General features: G+C 52.3%; 19 protein-coding genes and 1 pseudogene. 10 read left to right on the plus strand and 10 right to left on the minus strand.

What is annotated here, in order from left to right; translation table 11 throughout:
* Nucleotides 1–4: 4 nt before the first annotated feature.
* Nucleotides 5–2,671 (plus strand): AAA domain-containing protein, encoded by a 2,667-nt coding sequence (locus tag HF675_RS03715; protein WP_187044072.1) that lies wholly within the window; start codon nucleotides 5–7, stop codon nucleotides 2,669–2,671.
* Between the two features lie 210 nt (nucleotides 2,672–2,881).
* Nucleotides 2,882–3,562, plus strand: a pseudogene (locus HF675_RS03720) (ParA family protein); the annotation flags it as partial.
* 16 nt (nucleotides 3,563–3,578) lie between these two features.
* On the opposite strand, the gene HF675_RS03725 reads toward HF675_RS03720, so the two are convergent.
* The 4 genes from HF675_RS03725 to HF675_RS03740 form a co-directional block, all read right to left on the minus strand.
* Nucleotides 3,579–4,690 (minus strand): IS3 family transposase gene (locus HF675_RS03725; protein WP_370569827.1). Its coding sequence is split into 2 segments (ribosomal slippage): nucleotides 3,579–4,429 and nucleotides 4,429–4,690, totalling 1,113 coding nucleotides; the frame shifts between segments, so codons are not numbered across the junction.
* A gap of 41 nt (nucleotides 4,691–4,731) precedes the next feature.
* Nucleotides 4,732–4,920, minus strand: a complete 189-nt coding sequence (locus HF675_RS03730) for a hypothetical protein (protein ID WP_187044796.1) — start codon at nucleotides 4,918–4,920, stop codon at nucleotides 4,732–4,734.
* A 249-nt stretch (nucleotides 4,921–5,169) separates the two neighbouring features.
* Nucleotides 5,170–6,228: an NAD(P)-dependent alcohol dehydrogenase gene (locus HF675_RS03735; protein WP_004133513.1), complete on the minus strand. Its 1,059-nt coding sequence runs from the start codon at nucleotides 6,226–6,228 to the stop codon at nucleotides 5,170–5,172.
* A gap of 56 nt (nucleotides 6,229–6,284) precedes the next feature.
* On the minus strand, nucleotides 6,285–7,052 hold the full coding sequence (locus HF675_RS03740; protein WP_088168620.1) for an SDR family NAD(P)-dependent oxidoreductase: 768 nt from the start codon (nucleotides 7,050–7,052) through the stop codon (nucleotides 6,285–6,287).
* Between the two features lie 222 nt (nucleotides 7,053–7,274).
* On the opposite strand from HF675_RS03740, the gene HF675_RS03745 reads away from it, so the two are divergent.
* The 3 genes from HF675_RS03745 to HF675_RS03755 all read left to right on the plus strand — a co-directional run bounded on the left by HF675_RS03745 (nucleotide 7,275) and on the right by HF675_RS03755 (nucleotide 10,612).
* Nucleotides 7,275–8,219: an AraC family transcriptional regulator gene (locus HF675_RS03745; protein WP_071586702.1), complete on the plus strand. Its 945-nt coding sequence runs from the start codon at nucleotides 7,275–7,277 to the stop codon at nucleotides 8,217–8,219.
* A 945-nt stretch (nucleotides 8,220–9,164) separates the two neighbouring features.
* Nucleotides 9,165–9,911, plus strand: coding sequence for an SDR family NAD(P)-dependent oxidoreductase (locus HF675_RS03750; RefSeq protein ID WP_004958655.1), 747 nt, complete (start codon nucleotides 9,165–9,167; stop codon nucleotides 9,909–9,911).
* 209 nt (nucleotides 9,912–10,120) lie between these two features.
* Nucleotides 10,121–10,612, plus strand: coding sequence for a nuclear transport factor 2 family protein (locus HF675_RS03755; protein WP_111736448.1), 492 nt, complete (start codon nucleotides 10,121–10,123; stop codon nucleotides 10,610–10,612).
* A gap of 98 nt (nucleotides 10,613–10,710) precedes the next feature.
* Here HF675_RS03755 and HF675_RS03760 read toward each other — a convergent pair whose 3' ends face one another.
* Genes HF675_RS03760 through HF675_RS03770 form a run of 3 tightly spaced genes read right to left on the minus strand, consistent with a single transcriptional unit; the run spans nucleotide 10,711 to nucleotide 12,856 of the window.
* Entirely contained in the window at nucleotides 10,711–11,694 is a 984-nt protein-coding gene (locus HF675_RS03760; protein ID WP_004958650.1) for a trans-acting enoyl reductase family protein, read from the minus strand.
* A complete protein-coding gene (locus HF675_RS03765; RefSeq protein WP_004958648.1) occupies nucleotides 11,691–12,095 on the minus strand; it encodes a VOC family protein in 405 nt (134 codons plus the stop codon). Before HF675_RS03765 ends, HF675_RS03760 begins: the two co-directional genes overlap by 4 nt.
* Before the next feature lie 17 nt (nucleotides 12,096–12,112).
* Nucleotides 12,113–12,856, minus strand: coding sequence for an SDR family NAD(P)-dependent oxidoreductase (locus tag HF675_RS03770; protein ID WP_004958644.1), 744 nt, complete (start codon nucleotides 12,854–12,856; stop codon nucleotides 12,113–12,115).
* A gap of 95 nt (nucleotides 12,857–12,951) precedes the next feature.
* Between HF675_RS03770 and HF675_RS03775 the strand changes: the two genes are divergently transcribed.
* Complete coding sequence (locus HF675_RS03775; RefSeq protein ID WP_004958642.1) at nucleotides 12,952–13,902, plus strand: AraC family transcriptional regulator; 951 nt, start codon at nucleotides 12,952–12,954, stop codon at nucleotides 13,900–13,902.
* Between the two features lie 140 nt (nucleotides 13,903–14,042).
* Here the strand turns inward: HF675_RS03775 and HF675_RS03780 are convergent, their stop codons facing one another.
* Nucleotides 14,043–14,435 carry a VOC family protein gene (locus tag HF675_RS03780; protein ID WP_004958640.1) on the minus strand — a complete coding sequence of 131 codons (393 nt, stop codon included), beginning with the start codon at nucleotides 14,433–14,435 and terminating at the stop codon, nucleotides 14,043–14,045.
* Nucleotides 14,436–14,451: 16 nt separating this feature from the next.
* Nucleotides 14,452–15,051, minus strand: coding sequence for a TetR/AcrR family transcriptional regulator (locus HF675_RS03785; RefSeq protein ID WP_223239443.1), 600 nt, complete (start codon nucleotides 15,049–15,051; stop codon nucleotides 14,452–14,454).
* A gap of 136 nt (nucleotides 15,052–15,187) precedes the next feature.
* Here HF675_RS03785 and HF675_RS03790 point away from each other — a divergent pair, with 136 nt between their 5' ends.
* A complete protein-coding gene (locus tag HF675_RS03790) occupies nucleotides 15,188–15,934 on the plus strand; it encodes an SDR family NAD(P)-dependent oxidoreductase (protein WP_004958633.1) in 747 nt (248 codons plus the stop codon).
* Between the two features lie 171 nt (nucleotides 15,935–16,105).
* On the opposite strand, the gene HF675_RS03795 is transcribed toward HF675_RS03790, so the two are convergent.
* Nucleotides 16,106–16,672: a TetR/AcrR family transcriptional regulator gene (locus tag HF675_RS03795; protein ID WP_187044074.1), complete on the minus strand. Its 567-nt coding sequence runs from the start codon at nucleotides 16,670–16,672 to the stop codon at nucleotides 16,106–16,108.
* A gap of 186 nt (nucleotides 16,673–16,858) precedes the next feature.
* Here HF675_RS03795 and HF675_RS03800 point away from each other — a divergent pair, with 186 nt between their 5' ends.
* The 3 genes from HF675_RS03800 (at nucleotide 16,859) to HF675_RS03810 (ending at nucleotide 22,548) form a co-directional block, all read left to right on the plus strand.
* Nucleotides 16,859–17,521, plus strand: coding sequence for a glutathione S-transferase (locus HF675_RS03800; RefSeq protein ID WP_187044075.1), 663 nt, complete (start codon nucleotides 16,859–16,861; stop codon nucleotides 17,519–17,521).
* 329 nt (nucleotides 17,522–17,850) lie between these two features.
* Nucleotides 17,851–18,282 carry a DcrB-related protein gene (locus HF675_RS03805; protein WP_187044076.1) on the plus strand — a complete coding sequence of 144 codons (432 nt, stop codon included), beginning with the start codon at nucleotides 17,851–17,853 and terminating at the stop codon, nucleotides 18,280–18,282.
* 12 nt (nucleotides 18,283–18,294) lie between these two features.
* The gene (locus tag HF675_RS03810; protein ID WP_187044077.1) at nucleotides 18,295–22,548 is read left to right on the plus strand and encodes an RHS repeat-associated core domain-containing protein; all 4,254 of its coding nucleotides are present in this window, start codon (nucleotides 18,295–18,297) and stop codon (nucleotides 22,546–22,548) included.

Below are 22,548 nucleotides of genomic sequence, written 5' to 3' on the forward strand. Positions count from 1 at the left end.
TAATATGGTCACGATTTGTGTTGACGGGGAAAATAAAACTCAAAAAATTACCGACTGGAATTTATGGTCAGGAAATAACAATGGAGAGGTCATGCTGACCTGTCATTTTCGTAGTGGGAAAAAGTATACTCGCCCGCTTTCCGTATGCCAGATAACGCCGACCATAATCTTGCAAAATGTTTTCCTTGAGCGTAAGGGACGCGCTGTAACATCCCAGGCTGAACGAGTTATTATCTATGGCGATAAATATGCGGCCGTTTACTACCCTGGGAATAGTAAGCCCTACATTATGAAAACTATCGGGGTTGATTTTCAGGCATGTTCTGAGTTTACAAATCATGCTGCGTTTAACTATTTATTTAGTGTGGCTGAAGAACGTGTTATTCGTGCTAGGGGAAATGACAGGAATATTGCTGAAAATGTTCTTCAACAGATAAAAAAAATTGTTTCTCATCCGGATACTGCGTTGCATGCGTATTGCGCAGGACTGAGTAAAGAGCGTGAATCCTTGGGGAGCTTTATTTTTCCGTTTGGTCTTAATGAAAGTCAGTTGCTGGCGGTTGAACGAGCATTTGATTCACAAGTTTCAGTGATTGAAGCTCCTCCCGGTACCGGTAAAACGCAGACCATACTCAATATTGTTGCCAATATATTGGTTCAGAATAAAACGGTGGCAATTTTGTCTAATAATAATGCTGCAGTTAGTAATGTTTATGAAAAGATGGACAAGCAAGGGCTGGGGTATCTGGTGGCACGTCTGGGGAGTGCGGAGAATAGGAAACAATTTTTTTCCACACAGCTATCGCCTTCTGATGAAATATTGTCAGACTCACCTTCAGCAAGTGAAATTGATGATGTACTTCAACAGGTGAAAAAACATCTGAATGCCATCAACCAGGTTGCTTTGCTAAAAGCGGAAATTGACGAGCTGAGTGTTGAACATAAATATCTGCAGCAATGGCAGGGGAGGAACCATCGAGTGGAGGACAGCGGCTATCGTTTCTCCTCTCGTAAAACAACCGACCTGATGGCTTACATTCATTATCTTTCTGATCGACGGATTGGGCTAAGAAACAGAATTGATTTACTGCTGAATTTCAGGATACTTAGGGTTAAGCCATTGGAGAATAGGGAAAAAAGGCTGGCGATATTTATCTCACTTCAGTTATATTTTTATGAAAAAACCATCCAGGAAAAACAAAACTCTCTGTCTGAATATAATAAAGTATTAGAATTGTCTGATTTTAATTTTTTGTTGGGTAAACTGACGTCGTTATCAATGTGTTATTTGAAACATCATTTGCGGGAACATATATCAATAGAAAAAACATTTGTGGCGGAAACATATCGGAATGATTTCGATGACTTTATAAAACGTTTTCCGGTTATCGGTAGTAGTACTCATTCGATTATTAATTCCATCGGAAAAGGTACGATTCTTGATTATGTCATTATTGATGAAGCTTCACAGCAGGATATTGTGCCCGGAATCCTGGGGCTGGGATGCGCCCGCAATGTGATTGTTGTTGGTGATCGCAAGCAGCTCCCACATGTACCGGTAATACACCCTAGCACACCACCGGCAGATCACTATAACTGCGTGAAATACAGCCTGCTTGATTCTCTCTGCATGCTATTCGGGAAAACGGCTCCGGTAACGCTTCTTAAAGAGCATTACCGCTGCCATCCTAAAATTATTCAATTCTGTAATAAGCAGTTTTATGATGATGTACTGATCCCGCTGACGAGTGATTCAGGTGAAGCTTCATTGTCTTTGGTGACCACGGCAAAAGGAAATCATACCCGCAATTTTTCAAACCTTAGGGAGCTTGAATCCATAGAAGGGCATTATTGGGATGAAGAAAGTAACAGAGGATACATAGCCCCTTATAATGCGCAGGTTAAACTGGCTGAAACGGTGCTGCCTGCTGATTTTGTGAAATCGACAGTGCATAAATTTCAGGGGCGAGAGTGTGATGAAATCGTGTTTTCCACTGTGCTGGATAAAAAGCGTAGTAGCCAACTTAGTCGGAATATCACGTTTGTTGATGATCCTAATTTGGTGAACGTAGCCGTTTCCAGGGCCAGAAACAAATTTACGCTGGTGACCGGCGATGATGTTTTCGAAAGCCACGGCAGGCATATTGCCGCACTGATTCGTTACATCAAATATTATGCTAATAATGGGGAGGTTTTCGAGAGCCCGGTGATATCCGCGTTTGATTTGTTGTACAGCGAATATGACAAATCACTGGAGCGGCTGAATAGCCGGCTAAATCTGAATGACTCGCGTTTTAAGTCAGAGCAGATTGCTGCCAGACTGTTACGGGATGCACTGTCACAGGATAGGTACCGGAGTATGATGTTTCATTCACAGATAGCGCTGAACCAGTTGGTATCGTTGGAGTGGGGGGATTTTTCCCCCAGAGAACTGTCATTTATGCGTAACCGGGCCAGTTGTGATTTTGTTATTTACTATAAGGTCGGAAAAACCCCGTTGGGGGTTATCGAAGTGGATGGAGGCTATCATCTGGAAATTACCCAGATTGAACGCGATGAACTTAAGAACAGTATATTGAAGAAATGTGATCTACCACTGCTCAGACTACGCACAATAGATAGCGATATAGAAGGGAAACTGGATACGTTCCTGTTAGGTTTGTCAGGCTAAAGGCTGAATAAAAGGAAAGGCAACGGATGTAGAAAGCAAAAAAACCGCCATAGGCGGGTTTTTCTGAATATGGTGCCCGGACTCGGAATCGAACCAAGGACACGGGGATTTTCAATCCTCTCTTCGTAAATGCCTCGGTAGTCACAGTGTAGAAAAAGGTATTTTTGAGTGTAATCTGCATGCATCGAATAACTTTATTCGAGTGCGCACATGGAAAACGTTGTAACCAAGACTCAACATAAAGCGCGAGTTGTCCCTGTTATTTCTACAAAAGGCGGCGAGGGTAAATCTACCCAAAGCGTCAATCTGGCCGGGTTCCTGGCCGACGCCGGTAAAAAATTTCTCCTCATCGGCGGCGACCATTCCCAACCGACCGCAAGCAGCATTTTCTCCCTGGAATACGAAGCGCCTAACGGCTTGTATGAGCTCTTAATGAAGACCGTCGATTTGGCGCGGGCCGACCAAATTATTTCCCGTTCAGTTATCAACAATCTGGACATCATCGTTTCCAACGATCCGCATGATCGCCTCTCTTCAGCCATGTTGCATGCTCCGGATGGCCGTATGCGTCTGCGCAATGTTCTGCAGCATCCCTTATTCCAAAATTACAACGTCATCATCATCGACTCCAAAGGGGCTACGTCCATCATGCTGGAGCTGATCCTGCTGGCCAGTTCCGCATTTGCAGTCGGTGTCATCAAACCAATCCTGCCGGACACCCGAGAGTTTTTACGTGGCACGCTGGGGTTGATGGAAGGGCTCCTTCCTCTGGCCGTTTACGGTATTGCCATGCCTCAGGTGCGAATACTGACTAACTGCATGGAATACACCAACCTGGATTGGAAAACACTGAAAAGCCTGAGCGGTATTATTGAGAACGGCCAGTATCTGTGTAAGTACACCTGTTTTAGTTCCACGCACTTTTTGAGATTTCCGGTTTTTCAGCCATCAACCGGTACTCTTCTGGCGTCAGGTTGTTCAGGGATTCATGAGGCCGCTCGCTGTTATATTCAGCCAGCCAGCACTCCGTAATTTCCCGCGCTTCATTCAGGGTTCTGAACAGATAAAAATCCAGTATCTCTGTCCGGTATGTCCGGTTAAAACGCTCGATAAACGCATTCTGCGTCGGCTTTCCCGGCTTGATGAATTCCAGCAACACATCATGTTCTTCGGCCCATTGCGCCAGTGCCAGTGAGACCAGTTCTGGCCCGTTATCCATACGCATCTTCCGCGGATAGCCGCGGTTTGCCACTATCCTGTCCAGCACTCTCACGACGCGTTGCGCCGGGATATTCAGGTCAATTTCTATCGCCAGCGCTTCACGGTTAAAATCATCCACCACATTGAAGGTCCGGAAGCGTCTGCCACACACCAGCGCATCATGCATAAAATCTATCGACCAGCTCTGGTTAAGTGCTTCCGGCGTCGCCAGCGGAGCCGGATTGCGCACCGGCAGACGTTGCTTTCCCTTACGGCGAAAATTCAGTTTCAGCAGGCAGTAAATCCGGTGAACGCGTTTATGGTTCCACCTGTTGCCCTGCCTGCGCAGCAACTGGAACAGCTTCTTAAAGCCGTATCGCGGATAGCGCTCCGCCAGTTCAGTCAGCGCCTGGATCACCGGCTCATCGCGCCGGGTATCGGGCTGGTAAAAATACACCGTCCTGCTCAGCGATAACGTCCTGCATGCCTGGCGTACGCTCATCGAAAACATCTCTTTCACATAGCTGACGAGCTCACGCTTTATCGCTGGTTTTAAAGCTTTTTTTCAATGACGTCTTTTAACGCGCGATTTTCCAGACTCAGGTCGGCAAACATCTGTTTGAGACGGCGGTTTTCGTCCTCAAGATCCTTCATCTTTTTGATATCAGAGGCTTCCATGCCGCCATACTTCGCTTTCCAGTTATAGTACGAAGCCTCAGATATTCCCGCTTCGCGGCAGACATCTTTGACGGTACGTCCGGCTTCAACAGACTTCAGAACAGTGATGATCTGGTGCTCGGTAAATCGGGCTTTACGCATGGTGATCTCCTCAGGGACATAATCAGTATGTCGGAAGATCTCTAAAAGTGAATGGTTCGTTTTGCAGGGATGCTTACATAGTCACTAATATACTTTTCAAGACTTAAGTGTGCGGTAAGAAACGCACCTATGAACTCAACATCAACTCCATCAACATGTTTCCATATACTTTCATTTTCAGTAGTGGTGCCTGTGTACACAGCGGTTGATGCCAGATCTTTCCAGTCCATATTTAATCCTTTTAAGCTCGATATTGACAGGATGTAATTTTTCTCAAGTTAACACAAAAATGGGTTTAATGGCCGTTTTTGGCACGGAGCGGACAGAAAGCAAAGCCATAAGGTCCGCTGTGAGCGAAAAGCGGACATTATGTTATTAAGCGTATTGCGACAAAGCAGCTTGCATCCACACGGTAATTTGTTGCTGCGAGGTGTTAATCCACGGAATGCAAGCAACACTGGACTGAAGCTGATGTATTTTTAGGCGTCCGATAGCGTTGCCATATCAATAACGAAGCGATAATGTACTTCGCCGCGCTCCATGCGCTCGAAAGCCTCATTGATTTCCGCTATAGCAATCATCTCGCATTCGGGTAATATCCCTGTCTTCCCACAGAAATCCAGCATTTCCTGCGTTTCTGCGATGCCTCCTGACGGCGAGCCGGTAATACAGCGCCGTCCCATAATTAACGGTAGGGAATTAAACCCGGCCATATTGCCAAGCGCGCCGACGATCACCAATGCTCCTTCGACGTCGAGCAGTTGAACATATGCAGATACATCATGCTCAACCGGAATGGTGTCAATGATGACGTCGAACGAAGACGTTGCCGCTTTCATTGCGTCATCCGAGTTAGAAATAAGGGTTGTATCGGCTCCCAACGCACGTGCCTCGGCCGTCTTGGCCTCTGTCCGCGTGATAACAGTCACATGAGCACCAAGGCCAGCAGCGAATTTCACAGCCAGGTGCCCAAGACCACCTATTCCGATGACACCGACACGACTGCCAGGGCCCACATTCCAGGTCCTTAATGGTGAGTAGACCGTGATGCCAGCGCATAAGAGTGGCGCAGCACGCGCAGCATCGAGACCCTCTGGCATCCGCAACACAAATTCCTCACGAACGATAATGTGTTTGGAATATCCTCCAAGAGTTGTCTTGCCGTCATGCCGGTCACTGCTGTTATAGGTCATGGTAGGGAATTCCCGACACATTTGCTCTTCACCGCGACGACACTGATCGCAGACCCGGCAGCTGTCAACGATTGTTCCGACAGCGACTGCATCCCCGATTTTATAGTGCGTGACGTTTGGGCCAACTTCGATAACCGTACCGATGATTTCATGACCTGGAATACTCGGGTACACCGTTGGATTCCAGCTCCTCCAATCATCTCGGATTTGATGAAGGTCAGAGTGGCAGACGCCACAATAGTTAATTTCGATTGCTAGATCGTCGTCACGGAGCGCGCGGCGTTCGAATGACATGGGAGCGAGCCCACTCTGCGCATTTTGCGCAGCATAGCCGAAGGTTTTCATAGGGTATACCTCATCTGTAAGTGTTACTGACTTGGTGTGCGGGTCAGGCAAGTTTGTCAGGCCTGGTCTGTTGGACGAACTACGATTTCGTTGATCGCCACGCGCCTCGGATTCGTCACGATAAATTCAACAGCTTTTGCGATATCCTCCGCATACAGGCGCTCGACCTCGCCGAACGCCACTTTGAAGCTCTCCCATTGCCCCTCTTGTTTCCACAATTCGGTCTCCGTAGCTCCTGGCTCGATGACAGAGAAACGAACTGATTGTTTGGTAAATTCTTGTCGCCAAGCTTCCGTAGCACCAGTAACGGCAAATTTCGTCGCGTTGTAAATTGCGACCTGTGCAGCAGCCACACGACCTGCAACGGACGATATATTCACAACATCAACGACCTTTCTTGGACTTGTAGTGACTGAGGCGACAAGGTGCGGCAAAGCTGCTTTTGTGACGTACATTAAGCCACGTAGATTGACGTCAACCATCTGATCCCACTCTTCGAGCGGAGCGTCAATCGACGGCCCGTTAAGCATGACTCCAGCGGCGTTTACTAGCGTATCCAAGCGGCCGTACTCTGAGATGACTTGCTCGATTGTCTGGCTTGCAACGTTGGGTAATGTGATATCCGCCTCGATCGGCAGCGCTTGTCCACCGGCTCCACGGATTTTCTCGGCCAATGCTTCGAGGCGATCGACGCGACGCGCAATAAGGGCGACACGGGCGCCCGCGTCGGCCAATTTCAATGCGGTTGCCTGACCAATACCGCTGGACGCACCGGTAACCAAAGCTACCGAACCAGACAATGTTTTTAATGTGCTCATGTCCATTATTTACTCCATTCTAAAATTTTAAGGGGAGCGAGAGTCTGCCCGCTTAAAGCTGGCAGCTTTGCGCCATCTTCAACATTGAATGTAGAGCGGAGAGCATGTCTGTCGTGAGCACGATCCTTCCTGATTATTGCCTAATCCTCTTGATTGAGGGGGAAATTTAAAATCGAGCTAAAGAAAATAGCTATGCTTTATGGGGGTGTAGATACGGATAGGATTATCATGATTTTTGAACCAGACGAGACTGATCGGCTTCGCCGGGCCGAGACTTCCGACATTCGCAATCGACTGGCCCGTCAGATATCAATGTTTGTGGGCGATGAAGATGAGCGAATGACATCGCTACCAGGTTTGAGCTTCGCCAAGGTCAGAAAACCAATGCCCCGTAGCTCTTATTTGTATGAGCCAAGCATCTCCATGATTGTACGAGGCAGCAAGCGTGTCCAGCTTGGGGGAACCACCTACCTTTATGATGAGTCTCGCTTTCTACTGACCTCCGTTGACCTGCCGACAGTAACTGAGGTTTTGGAAGCCACAGAGGCGTCTCCTTACCTTTCACTACTTATGCGGCTGAACCTACCTGTTGCAAGGGAAATGATTGCCGAAATGGGGGGACCCGAAGCGCCGCTTCCTGGTGGAACAACTGGGATGTCGACGGGACCGGCCACCGTTGACTTGTTTGACGCTATTGAGAGATTGGTCAGACTGCTCGATCATCCGCAAGACCTTGAGCATATTGGTGCCCTGATACAGCGCGAAATTATCTATCGAATTCTCACAAGCCCAGCAGGGGCAAGGTTCCGTCAAACCGTTATGTTAGGGACAAGAAGCCAACGGACTGCCAAGGCTATCTCATGGCTTCGGGATAACTATGCACAATCAATGAGTATCGCAAATTTGGCTGAGCACGCAGGCATGGGCATATCGACCCTTCACCATCATTTTCGCGAAATCACCTCCATGAGCCCCTTGCAGTACCAAAAGCATTTGCGTTTGCACGAAGCGCGCCGAATTCTTCGCAGCGAGAACGTAGACGCGGCGATAGCTGCTTTACGCGTAGGTTACGAAAGCCCCACGCAATTCAATCGTGAGTATCGAAGAATGTTTGGTGCGTCGCCGATTCAGGATGTGACATCGTTCCGGATGTCACAAAGCGGCCTCGACTAAGATGTTGTCCTTGAGCAAGAAAAGCAGCAAATTCCCGGCCGACCGTTCCAGGGCGATAAATGGGGGCATTTGTGGCACTGCTTTCAAGGCATCGAAAAACATGCAGCACTGCTGGGCAGCACAGCATATGACAAATAGAAGCCGCATTAAAAATGCGTCTGAACGCGCTGCAAACAATGAAAGGCATAGCATATCGCGCGGCTCACCAAGAAATATAGGCAGCTATACTCGATGAGGTTGAGGGCAAAATAACGGTGTAGTGGTGAATTTTCGCTATAACCTGAAACGCTAACGTCCGCTTTTGGCACGGAGCGGACAGAAAGCAAAGCCATAAGGTCCGCTGTGAGCGAGAAGCGGACGTCAAAATCATGGCAATAGGGTAGTTATGCCACATTAGACATAAAATTCCTTGGGCGGCCCCCTGCAGAGCGCCTTAGCGTCATTTTGAGGCGAGATAGCCGTTTCTGCTACCTTTACTCCGGCAAGAATCCTGAAAAAAGCTCCTGATGATTTCGGCACGTCTGAATGGTTTTACCGGATTTGGACTGTTTTACGTCACGTTTGACCGTTGTCTTGTATGGACCCTCATGATTATCGATGAATAGTCAGGTGTGTACCTTGATATCCGTCGGCTTGATATTCAGCGCCCGCTTCAGGTCAGCAATTCTGACAGCGTCATAGCCATGTTCATGAAAGTGTGCCTGTGCAATTGCGACTAATGCTTCGCGATCAAATGCAGTTCATCGCAACCTGTTTTCTTATTTCAATTTGCTTCCTGAATCCATTTTTGTAGTAATCACTAAAATTATCAGCATAAAGTTATATATCCATATTATTGATATAAAATATTTTTTTAATTTATGTTAATTTTTTAACTTGCGGTGTTTTACTTTTACGTGTAGTGATCACTATACACCTAACTCACGGCAATGAGGAGAATACACAGTGACTCACTCTTTTCAGAACAAAATCGCGGTTGTGACCGGCGCATCATCTGGCATTGGGCTTGGGATCGCACAGGAATTAGCAGCACTCGGTGCAACTGTGATCATTACCGGGCGGGACAAGAATAAACTTGAATCTGCACTCAGTACTCTTGGACCGGATGCGAGTCAGTTTCAGGTGAATGTATCCAGCCTCTCCGAACTGGATAATTTTTATAAGCAAATATTGTCCCGGTTTGGTCGCATTGACATTCTGATAGCAAATGCCGGCATGGGCGAATTTGAACCCCTCGGGCAGATTACCCCGGAGAAGTTCGATCGTCAGTTCACAACGAACGTAAGGGGTGTCACGTTTACCGTTCAGAAAGCATTACCACTTATGAAACCAGGAAGCAGCATTATTATCACGGGCTCAACGGCATCCATTAATCCCGGTCAGGGCCTCAGTGTTTATGGAGGCACCAAGGCTGCTTTACGTGCAATGGTACGCAGCTGGATTGTGGACATAAAAGGTGCTGGCGTTCGCATTAATATCCTCAGCCCCGGACCGGTGGATACTCAATCCTTACACGATTTCCTTCCTGATCCCGTTGACGCCATCCTGCAGTCTTTGCGTGACCGCAGCCCGATTGGCCGCATCGGCCAGACAGAAGAAATAGCAAAAGCTGTTATCTTCCTCGCCAGTGATGATGCCAGTTATATCAACGGCGCGGAAATTTTTGCCGATGGCGGCGCATCTCAGATCTGACTGTTGTTACTGGAGAAGGAATATTTTTGGGCAACATAGCAGTCCTCCCTTCTGCGGGAACCGGCCCTGCTGCCACGATTTGGTCCGGCACAGATGCTTCCTGTCGGCAGTGGACCTGTTGCGCTGATTTTCAACGGCAATATTTAATGTGGTTCGCCTAGTTGGTGCGTGGCGGATCCATTTCAACCCTGACCTTAGGAGTTCAAATTATGATTAATTCCGTTCGTGCAGAAAATGAACAGCATTATTTCGATGAGTTAGAAATTCAGCGGTTACTCGCTACCTATGCCCACAACCTGGATGACGGGAAATTTGCTGAGAATGCCGAATTGTTTAAACATGCTGAATTTATTGTTCTTAGTGATACGGCTCATGGTAGTGAAGAGGTTGAGCAGTTTCTTAACCGTGGCGTTCAGCGTCATAAGGACGGAACTCCCCGGACGTGGCATAACGTTTCTAATGTGCTGATAGATGTTTCACCTTCCGGTAATTCAGCTACCTGCGTCAGCTATTTCACCGTGCATCAGGAACTGGAGGGGTTTCCTTTGCAGCCCGTATGCACAGGACGGTATTACGACAGTTTTGAAAAACACGACGGCCAGTGGCGGTTTACATCGCGCAACGTGGTTCCCCGTTTGATGGGTGCACTTCAGTTTCATGTGGGCACGCCTATCGACAGTTCGCAGACTGAGAGAGCGTAGTAGACTTCACTTTTTTATACCCGTCAGCCATCAGTGCCAGAACGGCAATGCGGGGCACCGGCCAGCTCAATGCTGACCGGTGCAGCTTATTAATAAAGTCAGGACAGTTGGAGCCACGTACCCGGAATACTCAGCGCAAACTCACTACCAAAAACGATCGCCGGTGTCTGAAAACCGGGAAAACTGTCACCGTTCAGGACACGCCTCGCAGCCTCTGTGGCCGCAAGCGGCGTATAGGAATATCCGTTAACCGTCCCGATCACAGCCCGGTGGACCCTCCCGTCAGCCCCGGTGACCTCAGCAACAGCGCGTGCGCGATTTGCATCGCGTTCATCCTGCCCGGGTCCTTCAGGAAGCAGGGACAAATCACCCTGCGGAAAGGCATCCCCTGTTACATGCACAAACATCTCAATATTCGGAATACCGGTTGAATGCCATGCCGTCACCAGATCGCCAAAGGAAAGCGGCGCACAGGCCACAGGGCCTTCACCAAAATCAAACCAGCCGGGCTGCGCATCCTCTTTCGTCATCAGAATACCGTTAACACGTTCCAGCAGGCCGGCTGCGATTATTTCGCCTGCGCTGACTGCAGACCCCCGGGACATCGTTCCGGCCACCTGTAATGCTATACGCAACCGTCGTGGTTCCGGTACATGTCGTGCAAGGCGAACGGCCAGGCAGTCGGTAGGTACCACGTCCCAGCCCACGCCCGGCAGTAGCATACTCCCGGCCCGCGCCGCTCTTTCTCCCAGTGACTCAGCCAGCCTGTAAATGTTAATTTCCGCTGTGATATCAAGGTAATGAATACTCTGGTCTATACAGGCTTTCATCAGCGGTTCTGCCGTAGCAGTAAACGGCCCGGCGCAGTTCAGCACAATGTCGACGCCTGCCAGCTGCAGCGCGGTTTCAGCAGCGTCCTCCAGGCCGAATACCCGCATACTGACGTCAAGTTCACCGGCAAGTGCGGCCAGTCGCTGCCTGTTTCTGCCGGCAATAATAATATTCAGGCCGGCACTTTTAGCCTGCGCGGCGGTCATGCGTCCCGTGTAACCGGTGGCGCCATAAATCAGTAATGTTTTCATGGTTGAGGGTGCTGCCATTCTTTATAAACAAATTCCAGGCTGTAGCCATCGGGGTCGAAAACGCCGGCGGCGTAGTAGCGGGGATCGTAGTGAAGCCGGGCACCGGGTGCGCCATTGTCAGACGCGCCGGCACGCATGGCTGAAGCATAGGCTTCATTCACCATTGTCTGATTTCGCGCGACAAACCCGACATGTACAGCAGCTGGCGCAACAGTTCCTTCGCGTAGCCAGAAAAAGATCCGGCCCTGAGCACCGAACCCTTTCAAATCCGGGTGGCCGGGCGGCCCCTCTTTTCCGTCATAATCATGACGAACCGTGATGCCGAGAGGGGCAAGCACTTCCGTATAGAAACGGACAGAACGGTCTGTATCGCTGACCGTTAAAAACAGATGATCGAGCATAAAACCTCCGGAAGGATTCAGATTTGGTAGCCGCCGGCAACCTCGATGGATTGTGCGTTAATCCAGACGCTGTCATCAGAGACCAGGCCTGCGATAACCCGGCCGACATCATCCGGCTCTCCCACGCGTTCCAGCGCGGTCTGTGAGGCGAGCAGAGTCTCAAATTCATCATTCAGTCCTCCGCCAAGCGGCGTACGGATTGCACCCGGAGAGACTGCGTTTGCCCGGATGCGCCGCGGCCCGAACTCTTTGGCCATATAGCGGGTCAGTACTTCAAGGCCGCCTTTAAAGGCAGCGTAGGGCGCAACACCTGCCGTAGCCACGCGCGTGGTGGCGCTGGTAACGTTGATGATGTGCCCTCCATCGCAAATCAGAGGCAGCAGCTTTTGGGTCAGGAAAAAAGGGCCCTTCAGGTGTACGGCAAAAAGACTGTCGAACTCACTCTCCGTCACCGTTTCAATCGGGTTGAAGAGCCCAAACCCGGCGTTGTTGGCCAGCACGTCAATATGCTCACGTTCCCAGGTGACACTCACTATGTCCAGTAAGGCGTCGCGGAAAGTGCCGAAAGTTTCGGTGCGAGCCACATCCAGATGCAGCGCAACGGCACGGCCGCCTGAAGCCTCAATCTCCTTCACAACCCTCAGGGCAGATTCAGGATGGCTGTTATAAGTCACAATCACCCCCATCCCTTTAGCCGCGCACTGCTGCGCCACGCTGGCGCCGATCCCGCCACTGCCGCCGGTAACCAGTACAATTTTCATGATTTCATCCTTTCTGTCTGCGATAGAAAAAGGATAAAACTTCCCGGACAGGTCAACCTCTGCGTTCCTGCTCGATTCTTGCCTTTTTCTGCTTTATGCTCGCTTTAATCATCATACTGAGGAGGCTGACTTTGATACTGGAACCCCTGCTTGACGAGCTGCGTCTTCTGGCCGCTCATGCCCGAAACTGGCGAACCGAAACCGGTATCCCCCGTGTGGCCATGGTGCAGGGTAACGTTCCCGCGCATGCACTGGCTGCGGTCTATGAGCCGATGGTTAATCTCATATTGCGAGGCAGTAAATCCATGACGGTGGGAGACCGGGTATTCAACTACAATCCTGCTTCTTACTTTGTTATGTCAGTAGATTTGCCAGCCGTAGGCGAAGTCCATCCCGAGGCAACCGGTGAGCCGTATCTCGCGGTCAGCCTGACCCTGACGCCGGAACGGATTGCGACACTGCTGGCTGATTTACCTCCCGTGAAGGCTGATTCACAGTCGGGTGCTTTTTCCGTTGCTGCCGTCACGCCCGAACTGCTGGATGCCTGGGTAAGAATGCTTCGCCTGATGAAAAGTCCTGAAGATATCCCTGCTCTCGCACCGGTGTATGAACGTGAAATCCTTTATCATGTTCTGAAAGGCCCACATGGCTGGATGCTGAGGGATATTGCTTCACCGGGAACCATGCTGGCGCGGATAGGTAATGCGATTCGCTGGATAAGACATAATTTTGCTGATGAATTTGTGGTTGAATCACTGGCCGGGCAGGAGGCCATGAGCGTATCGGCCTTTCATCGTCATTTTAAGTCTGTGACAAACATGAGTCCGGTCCAGTATCAGAAGCGCGTCCGTCTTCTTCATGCCAGAACCAAATTACTGGCGCGTCAGCAGAGCGTCACGTCTGTTGCCATGGAGGTGGGTTATCGCAGCGTGCCCCAGTTTAATCGTGAGTACGCCCGTTTCTTTGGCCGCTCTCCTTTAAAAGACGCTGCAAGTCTCCGGAACGACGCTGATGATGCAGAAAGCTCTCTGAATCACCACGTTTAATGCGACAGTGAATTTTGCTGTCGCAACGAGGCAATAACTCACCTCAAGATATTTCACTCCGTGGGTAGCAGCCAGGAAAACCCAACACGCAGTAACTCAGACGTAGTTCAATTTCGCAAAGTGACGGCCGGCACTCTTACTCATCCTTCCTGACAGACGACTTCGATGTTATTACCGTCAGGATCAAGGATGAAAGCCGCATAATAGTGTGAATGATAATGATCGCGAATTCCCGGCGCGCCATTGTCTATACCGCCTGCCTGTAGAGCGGCACGCCAGAATTCGTCGACTATGTCCCGCTCACTGGCAGCAAAAGCCAGATGTGTTGAAGCGCCAGTTATGTCTTTATCATGAAGCCAGAGCCTCGGATATCCCTCCGGGCCCAGCCCGTACCGGGCACCTCCCGATAAAGTACGCTCCGGAGGCACAGAAATAATCAGGCTGAACCCCAGCGGAGCGAGAGCTGCTTCAAAGAATTTGAGCGATACCTGAGCATTTTTTACAGCAATTTCAACATGGTCGATAACAGACATAACTTTTATTTCCTAGTTAAACATTTTTTGGCTCCAGGAGAGCGCTGAATGCCTGACCGGCCAGCTGAGCCACGGCAGTTAACCTGGCTTTTGACAGTCCCGTTACTGCGGCTGCAGAAAAGCCCCGCAGCGTTGTCACGACATAATCAGAAAGCTCGCGGTCCCGTGCAGGTTCATACTGCCGGATATAATTTCTGATAAACTGAATTCCTGCCTCACCATAGCGACTTGCCAGCTCCCGGGCCTGCGGATCGTCGGCACGCATACCTTCAGCCACAAGACAGCCTCGCTGGACCGGGGATCGGGCGTATAAACGTGCAGCAGTCATAAAAAGATCTGCAACCGCCTCATCCAGCGGCCTGCCCGGAGTCAGAATTTTGTCAGCCGGCAGGTTTCCTTCTGCAACATAGAGATCCAGGCAGCGTTCAAACAGCCCTGCTTTACTACCGTAAGCGGCGTAAAGGCTGGGAGGATTTATGTTCAGCGTCTTTGTCAGTTCCGTGATACCTACAGCATCATAACCATGCTGATGAAACAGCGCTTTAGCCGTCTGCACGCCAGACTCTCTGTCAAATATCCGCCTGGGTGCTTTTATTGTTTTTTCGGTATCGCTCATAGGTTTTTTCCCTTGCATCAGAAGTATTTCTGAATGCCATCTTAAAACTTTTTTGTAGTGAACGCTACAATCAGTTAGTGACAGCCTGTTCAAGGTTGAATATAGTGACCACTACAACAAGCCACAAGGTGCAATTATGAATCAGACATTTAAGGGAAAGTTCGCCGTTATCACTGGTGGCGGAAGCGGTATTGGTCTGGCTATAGCGAAAGATCTGAGCGACGAAGGCGCAGATGTCATTATCACTGGCCGGAATGCACAAACCCTTCAGGAGGCGGTAAAGGCGCTGGGGAAAAATGTAAAAGGTATTGTGGCTGACGTCAGCAGCAAGGTTAGTATTGATGCGCTTTATGAACAGGTTAAAACGGAATTCGGCCACATTGATATTCTTGTCGCTAATGCCGGCGGTGGGGTCCATGCTCCGCTTGGTGAAATCACTGAAAAACAGATCCACGATCAGTTTGCCACAAATGTTAAAGGTGTTGTGTTGACTGTTCAGCAGGCTATGCCCCTGCTTGGAAAGGGTTCGAGCGTGATTATCATTGGTTCGACGGCGTCAGCAGACCCGGGACCCACCATGAGTATTTATGGTGCGACCAAAGCCGCAGTCAGAAACATGGTGAGAAGCTGGATTACAGAGCTGCACGGGACGGGTATACGCATAAACATTGTCAGCCCGGGTCCTGTGAATACAGCGTCTCTCAGAGCCGCATTTGGCGATAATGCCGAAGAGGGGATCGCCTTCCTCACCGCTAAAAGTCCGTTGGGACGTATCGGAGAGCCGGAAGAAATAGCCTCTGTAGTTTCATTCCTGGCCAGTGATGCCTCAAGTTATGTGAATGGTATAGAGCTGTTCGCAGATGGGGGTGCCTCTCAGACCTGACAGATGACAGGTACGTTCATTTAATACAAAATTACTCTCGCTCTCCCGTTTGTGTTGGCCCAGAACGCAGATGTCCGCTTATGGCACACAGCAGACAAACACGTGACGCTGAAGGTCTGCTGAGAGCGAAAAGCGGATGTTCTATTTGCAGAATACATAGCAGCTTACTGTCTAGATGATGGGGATCAGACCTGCCTGCTGATAAGTCACCATCAGTTCGTCAAACAATTCAATGTTCTGACGGGTACGCGCTATCAGCTGAGCGCCCGCAACGGCTGTATAAATAGCGAGAGCCTGCTTTTTGTAATCCTCAGAATCACCTGCACATTTCTCACTGAGCATGTGGCTCAGCCACGAGACGTTGGCATCAACAAAAGCCTGCACCTCGGCCTTAACTTCCTGAGGCAGATCTTCATATTCAGCGGCCATGAAACTGGATAAACACAGCCTATTACCATCTTCAAGGGATTTACGGAAAATAGCGGGATAACGCCTTAAGGCTTCGCCTGCGCTGGCACTCGTACTGCGTATAGTCTCAAGATGCTGCGCGGTATCCTGCCAGTAGCGTTGAGCAACCGCAGCGCCAAGCTTCGCCTTACTGGCAAAGTGATAATAGATACTGGCATTTTTAATGCCCACCTCCGTTGCAATACTGCGAAAGTTTATCCCGTTATACCCATGCTTCTGAGCCGCACACTTCGCCTCGGCCAGTATCGCTTCCCGTGCATTTACGCTCATCTTAGCCTCTTGCTTAAACGTTCATGACGTCACTATACACGTGCCGAAGAAACCTGCCAACTGACAGGTAGATATTGACACCCGCCAAAATCTGGTTCACTCTTAATTTCTTGACTACCAAGTGGTAGGTAGCTATTACCTTTCACTTATCAACTTGTCCTCGCAGACATTAAGGAGCTTCCCCCGATGAAAATCTATGACTGGTATGACGGCCCATATCCTGCACGTGTTCGTATCGCGCTTGCCGAAAAAGGGATGCTTTCCAAAACAGAATTTGTCCCTGTTAACTTAAGGACTGGTGAGCATAAAAAAAGCGAATTCCTCGCCATCAACTATTCAGGCACGCTGCCTGTTCTGAAGCTTGATGACGGTACGCTCATTGCGGAGTGTACGGCTATCACGCAGTATCTGGATGCGCTGGCCCCGCCATTCAGTCTGACCGGTACAACTCCAGCAGATAAGGGCATCATTCATATGATGACGAAGCGTGCTGAAATTGAGTTCCTCGATGCAGTAAGCGTGTATTTCCATCACGCCACACCAGGGTTAGGACCAGAGGTTGAACTGTATCAGAATCCTGAGTGGGGCAACCGCATGCGTGACAAGGCTGTCAGGGGGATGCATTACTTTGACCGCGTTCTGCAAACGCAACCTTATGTTGCTGGTGATACTTTCTCAATGGCGGATATTGCGGTAATCGGGGGGATGATATTTTCTACGTTAGTGAAGCTTCCCTTACCGTCAGAGTGTGCCGCGTTGCGTGAGTGGTATAACCGAATGCAGGCAAGGCAATCCGTTCAGCAGTGGAAGGCGATGGTTGATGAAGAACGTTTGCAGAGAAAGGCGTGATTACTGTACCTGCTTTATTCGCTTACCACTGCGCAGGAGCTGGAACTGAGAAGGGGAGTTGATTCCGGCTTAGAAGCTATACGCTGAATGACCGCACTGTTCAACGATACTCCTTAAAAACAGCTTACGTCCGCTTTTGGCACAGAGCGGACATTTGAACTTTACCCTGTCCGGATTTCCTGCGTAGCTTTATCCCCTGTAGTGTTGCTTTAGAACGGCTGCATGGCCGGTTTGTTTAGGTGCTGTTGGTGACGTTTTTCTGCTGAATTTTGCTTTGTTTTTTTATTGTGCGATGCTTACCCCTTCATTAAGCATAAGGACCCTGCGCGATGCCTGATTTTTCCCGCTGCGCCTTTTCTGAAGGCAGTGTTGCTTTGCCGGACGGTTATAGCGATCGTACTGTCAACGTGTTGTTGGCCGGTGATGACTTCTCCCCCTCCCTGAATATCTCCCGCGATGCGCTGCAGCCCGATGAGGCGCTGACCGACTACATCACGCGTCAGCTCGATGAGTTGTCCCGGGGCCTCAAGGGCTGGGTGCTGAAAAAGCGTGAACCGGCCGTGCTGGGCCAAACTCAGCTGCAGGGCGAATGTGTACACGCCAGCTATCTGCGCGATGGCAAACGCGTCTGGCAACGCCAGGCAGTGTTTGCGCTGCAGGAAGGGCGCGTACTGGTATTCACCCTGGCACATACGCGTAAATTATTGCCGCAGGATGATGTCTTGCTGCAGCAGGTTCTGGACAGTTATCAGCCGGCATAACAGGAGGTTGTGATGAGCGAAGCGGCACGCGTTGGCGATGCGATTGGCCACTCCCATGCACTGGCCGGGATGATTGGTGGCACGATTGTCGGCGGTCTGATTGCCGCCGCCGGCGCGGTGGCGGCGGGTGCGCTGTTCGTTGCCGGCCTGGCGGCGTCCTGCGTGGGCGTCGGCGTATTACTGGTGGGCGCCAGCCTGGCGGTGGGCTATCTCACCGGGGAGCTGGCGACCAAGGCACGCGACGGCATTGCGGAGGCCGGCGCAGGGAGCCTGACGCCGGCCGGCAAGATAGTGACCGGCTCACCGGACGTGCGCATCAATGGCAAGCCGGCGGCCATCGCCACCGTCAGTCTGGTCGCCTGTGACCAGGACGGCCCCAGCATGCAGATGGCGCAGGGCTCGGACAAGGTGTTTATCAACGGCCAGCCGGCGGCGCGCGTGGGGGATAAAACCAACTGTGACGCCCAGGTGATGGAAGGCTCGCCCAACGTGCGCATCGGCGGCGGCACCGTCACCACCTTGCCGATAAAACCGGAAGTGCCGGACTGGCTGTATAAGATTTCCGACCTGACGCTGCTGTTTGCCGGTTTGGTAGGCGGCGTCGGCGGTGCGGCCAGCAAACTGGGGGCGCTCGGGAAAATGCTGAGCAAGGCGCCCGGCATCAATAAGCTGGGGCGAGTTGCCTGCCGGTTCGGCACGCTAATGACCGCCACGGCCGCCGCCGGCATTATCGCCCGGCCGGTCGATATCATCAGCGGCCAGAAGTTCCTGTCCGGCGACGACGAGCTGGACTTTGTGCTGCCGTCGCGCCTGCCGGTCGAGTGGCAGCGCTACTGGCGCAGCGGCAACCCGGCGGAGAGTGCGCTGGGGCGCGGCTGGAGCCTGTTCTGGGAGAGCAGCCTGCAGCGCTATCAGGATGGTTTGGTGTGGCGTGCGCCGTCCGGCGACTACGTCTCCTTCCCGATGGTGCCCAAAGGTCATAAAACCTACTGCGAAGCGGAAAAGTGCTGGCTGATGCACAACAGCGATGGCAGTTGGCAGGTGTTCGACGTCAGCGAACAGGCCTGGCACTACCCGGCGCTGAGTGATGAGCCGAGTCGGCTGCAGATGGTGACTGACCTCGCCGGCAACGCGGTTTCCCTGTTCCACGACGACCATGGCCAACTGACCGAACTGGTCGACAGCGCCGGCCAACGGCTGGCATGCCGCTACCTGATCACCGCCAACGGGTTTTCCCGCCTAGAGAGCGTGCTGCTGTTTACCCCGGACGGCGAGCTGCCGCTGGTGCACTACGGGTACGATGACGAGGGGCAACTGGTTACCGTCCGCAACCGCGCCGGCGAAGTCACCCGACGCTTTGGCTGGCAGGACGGGCTGATGGTCAGCCATCAGGACCAGAATGGCCTGCTGAACGAGTACCGCTGGCAGGAAATTGACGGCCTGCCGCGTGTAGTGGCCTACCGCAACGGCGCCGGCGAGCAGCTGGCGCTCTATTATGATTTTGCCAACGGCACGCGATGGGCGGTGCGCGAGGATGGCAAACGGGCGCTGTGGCAGTTGGACGATGACGACAACGTGGCGCAGTTCACCGACTTTGATAACCGGCAGTCGGCCTTCATCTATACGCGGGGCGAGCTGTGTGGTGTGGTGTTGCCGGGCGGGGCGCAGCGTCAGAGCGAGTGGGACCGTTACGGCCGCCTGCTGAGCGAGACCGACCCACTGGGCCGCACCACCACTTACCAGTATTCCCGCAACAGCGGTCGCCTGTTCTCGGTCACCTACCCGGACGGCAGTCAGGCGTTTCAGCACTGGGACACCCAGGGACGCCCGACGCAGCAGATTGATGCGCTGGGCAATGTTACCCGTTACCACTATCCCGACGAGGAAGAGAGCCTGCCGGCGAGCATCATCGATGCGCTGGGCGGCGAGGTGAAACTGACCTGGAATGCTCAGGGGCTGCTGACGCGCTATACCGACTGTTCCGGTAGCGTCACCGCCTACGCCTATGACGCGCTGGGCCAGCTGACGCACCGCACCGACGCAGAAGGTCACCTGACCCGTTACTGTTGGGATCGTGCCGGCCGGCTGGCCAGACTGGTTAATCCGGACGGCAGTGAAGAGCGGTTTGCCTGGAATGTGCATGGACAACTGACCCAACATCAGGACCCGCTCGGCAGCGAGACGCGCTGGCAGTATAACCTGCTGGGGCAGCCGGTCAGTGTCACTGACCGCATCCGCCGCACGCGCCGTTATCACTACAACTGCCGCGGCTGGCTGACCAATATCGAGAACGGTAACGGCGGTGACTACCACTTCGGTCACGATGCCGTTGGCCGGTTAACGGCTGAACGGCGTCCGGACCGCACCGACCGCTATTATCGTTACGGCCCTGATGGCCAGTTGGCGGAGCTGCGGGAAACCGGGCCGCTCGACCCGCAGGCACCGCCTGCACAACGCTTGCATCAGTTCCGTTATGACGACGCCGGCCAGCTTGTCTGGCGCGCCAACGACAGCGCTGAGTGGCATTATCATTACGATGCGGCCGGGCGTATGAACTGCCTGACGCGTACGCCGACCGCCGCCGGCAGCGAATTGGGTATCGAGCCGGACAGCGTGCAGCTGCGCTACGACAGGGCCGGCAACCTGCTGAGCGAGCAGGGTATTAACGGTGAGCTGCAGTACCAATGGGATGCCCTGTCCAACCTGCAGGCGCTGACGCTGCCGCAGGGCGACCAACTGCAGTGGCTCCGTTACGGCTCCGGCCACGCCAGCGCCATCAAGTTCAACCAGCAGCTGGTAAGCGAGTTCAGCCGCGACCGGCTGCACCGGGAGACCGGTCGTACGCAGGGCGCGCTGCATCAGCAGCGCCAATACGATGTGCTGGGGCGGCGCAGTGGGCAGAGCAGCGCATTCGGGCACATCAGCAAACCGGAGGAGGGCGTGCTGTGGCGCACGTTCCGCTATACCGGGCGAGGGGAACTGGAAGGTGTCAGTGACGCGCTGCGCGGCGAGATTCATTACGGCTACGACGCGGAAGGACGCCTGCTGCAGCACCGCGAAGCGCAGCAGGGCAAGCCGGGCCACCGGCTGCGCTACGACCTGGCGGATAACCTGACCGGTGAGCAGCGCGTCAGCCATGCCCCGGACGCCGAGCTGCCGCCGGCGCCGGTGGTCGATAACCGTCTCGAATACTGGCAGCGGATGTTTTACCGCTATGACGGCTGGGGCAACCTGACCAGCCGGCGCAACGGGGTTTACCAACAGCATTACGTCTATGATGCCGACAACCGGCTGATAAAGGCGCACGGCCGCGGCCCGCAGGGCGATTTTGAGGCGCAGTATCACTATGACGCGCTGGGGCGCCGCACGCGCAAAACGGTAACCTACAAGGGGAAAGCGCCGGAAACGACGCGCTTTTTATGGGAAGGATACCGACTGCTGCAGGCGCAGCGGGACAACGGTACGCGCCGCACCTGGAGCTATGACCCGGCCAACGCCTGGACGCCGCTGGCGGCCCTCGAGCAGGCGGGCGCCAGCCAGCAGGCGGATATCTACTGGCTGCATACCGACCTCAACAGCGCGCCGCTGGAGGTGACAGACGCCGAGGGCAACCTGCGTTGGTCCGGCAACTACGACACCTTCGGCAGACTGCAGGGGCAAACGGTCGCCGGCGCCGAACGGCGCAAAGGCACACTCGTCGATCAGCCGCTGCGTTATGCCGGCCAGTACCAGGACGACGAAAGCGGACTGCATTATAATCTGTTCCGTTACTACGAGCCGGAGGTAGGGCGTTTTACCACGCAGGATCCGATAGGATTGCGCGGCGGGCTGAACCTGTATCAGTATGCGCCGAACCCACTGGGATGGATTGACCCGTTAGGGCTATACCGTGGAGAGGGTGAACGTGATTTAGGGAAATACCATGTGTTCCATGAACATACTTTGGACTCTTCAGAGTATACAATGACGGATAAAGAGCACTTTAGTCGGGCAAATGAGTCGGTATATAAGCGTTTGCAAGTAGATCCTGACTTTAAACGAGAGTTACAAGTCAAATACCCGGGTGTTGTGGAGCACGTTCAACCGATGAGAAATGGTAAATTCAGAGGAACATCACCTAAAGGGATGACGTGGCACCACGGTGATTCCCCTGGCTCACTGCAGTTGGCAGATTTTAACGATCACAAAAGTTACCATAAAATTTATCATCCTGATGGAACTGGTGGCCGTAATAAATGGGGTGGCGGGACATCCTGCAGAAAATAG

The sequence above is a fragment of the Serratia sp. JUb9 genome (genome assembly GCF_014298095.1).
Lineage (GTDB): Bacteria > Pseudomonadota > Gammaproteobacteria > Enterobacterales > Enterobacteriaceae > Serratia_B > Serratia_B rhizosphaerae.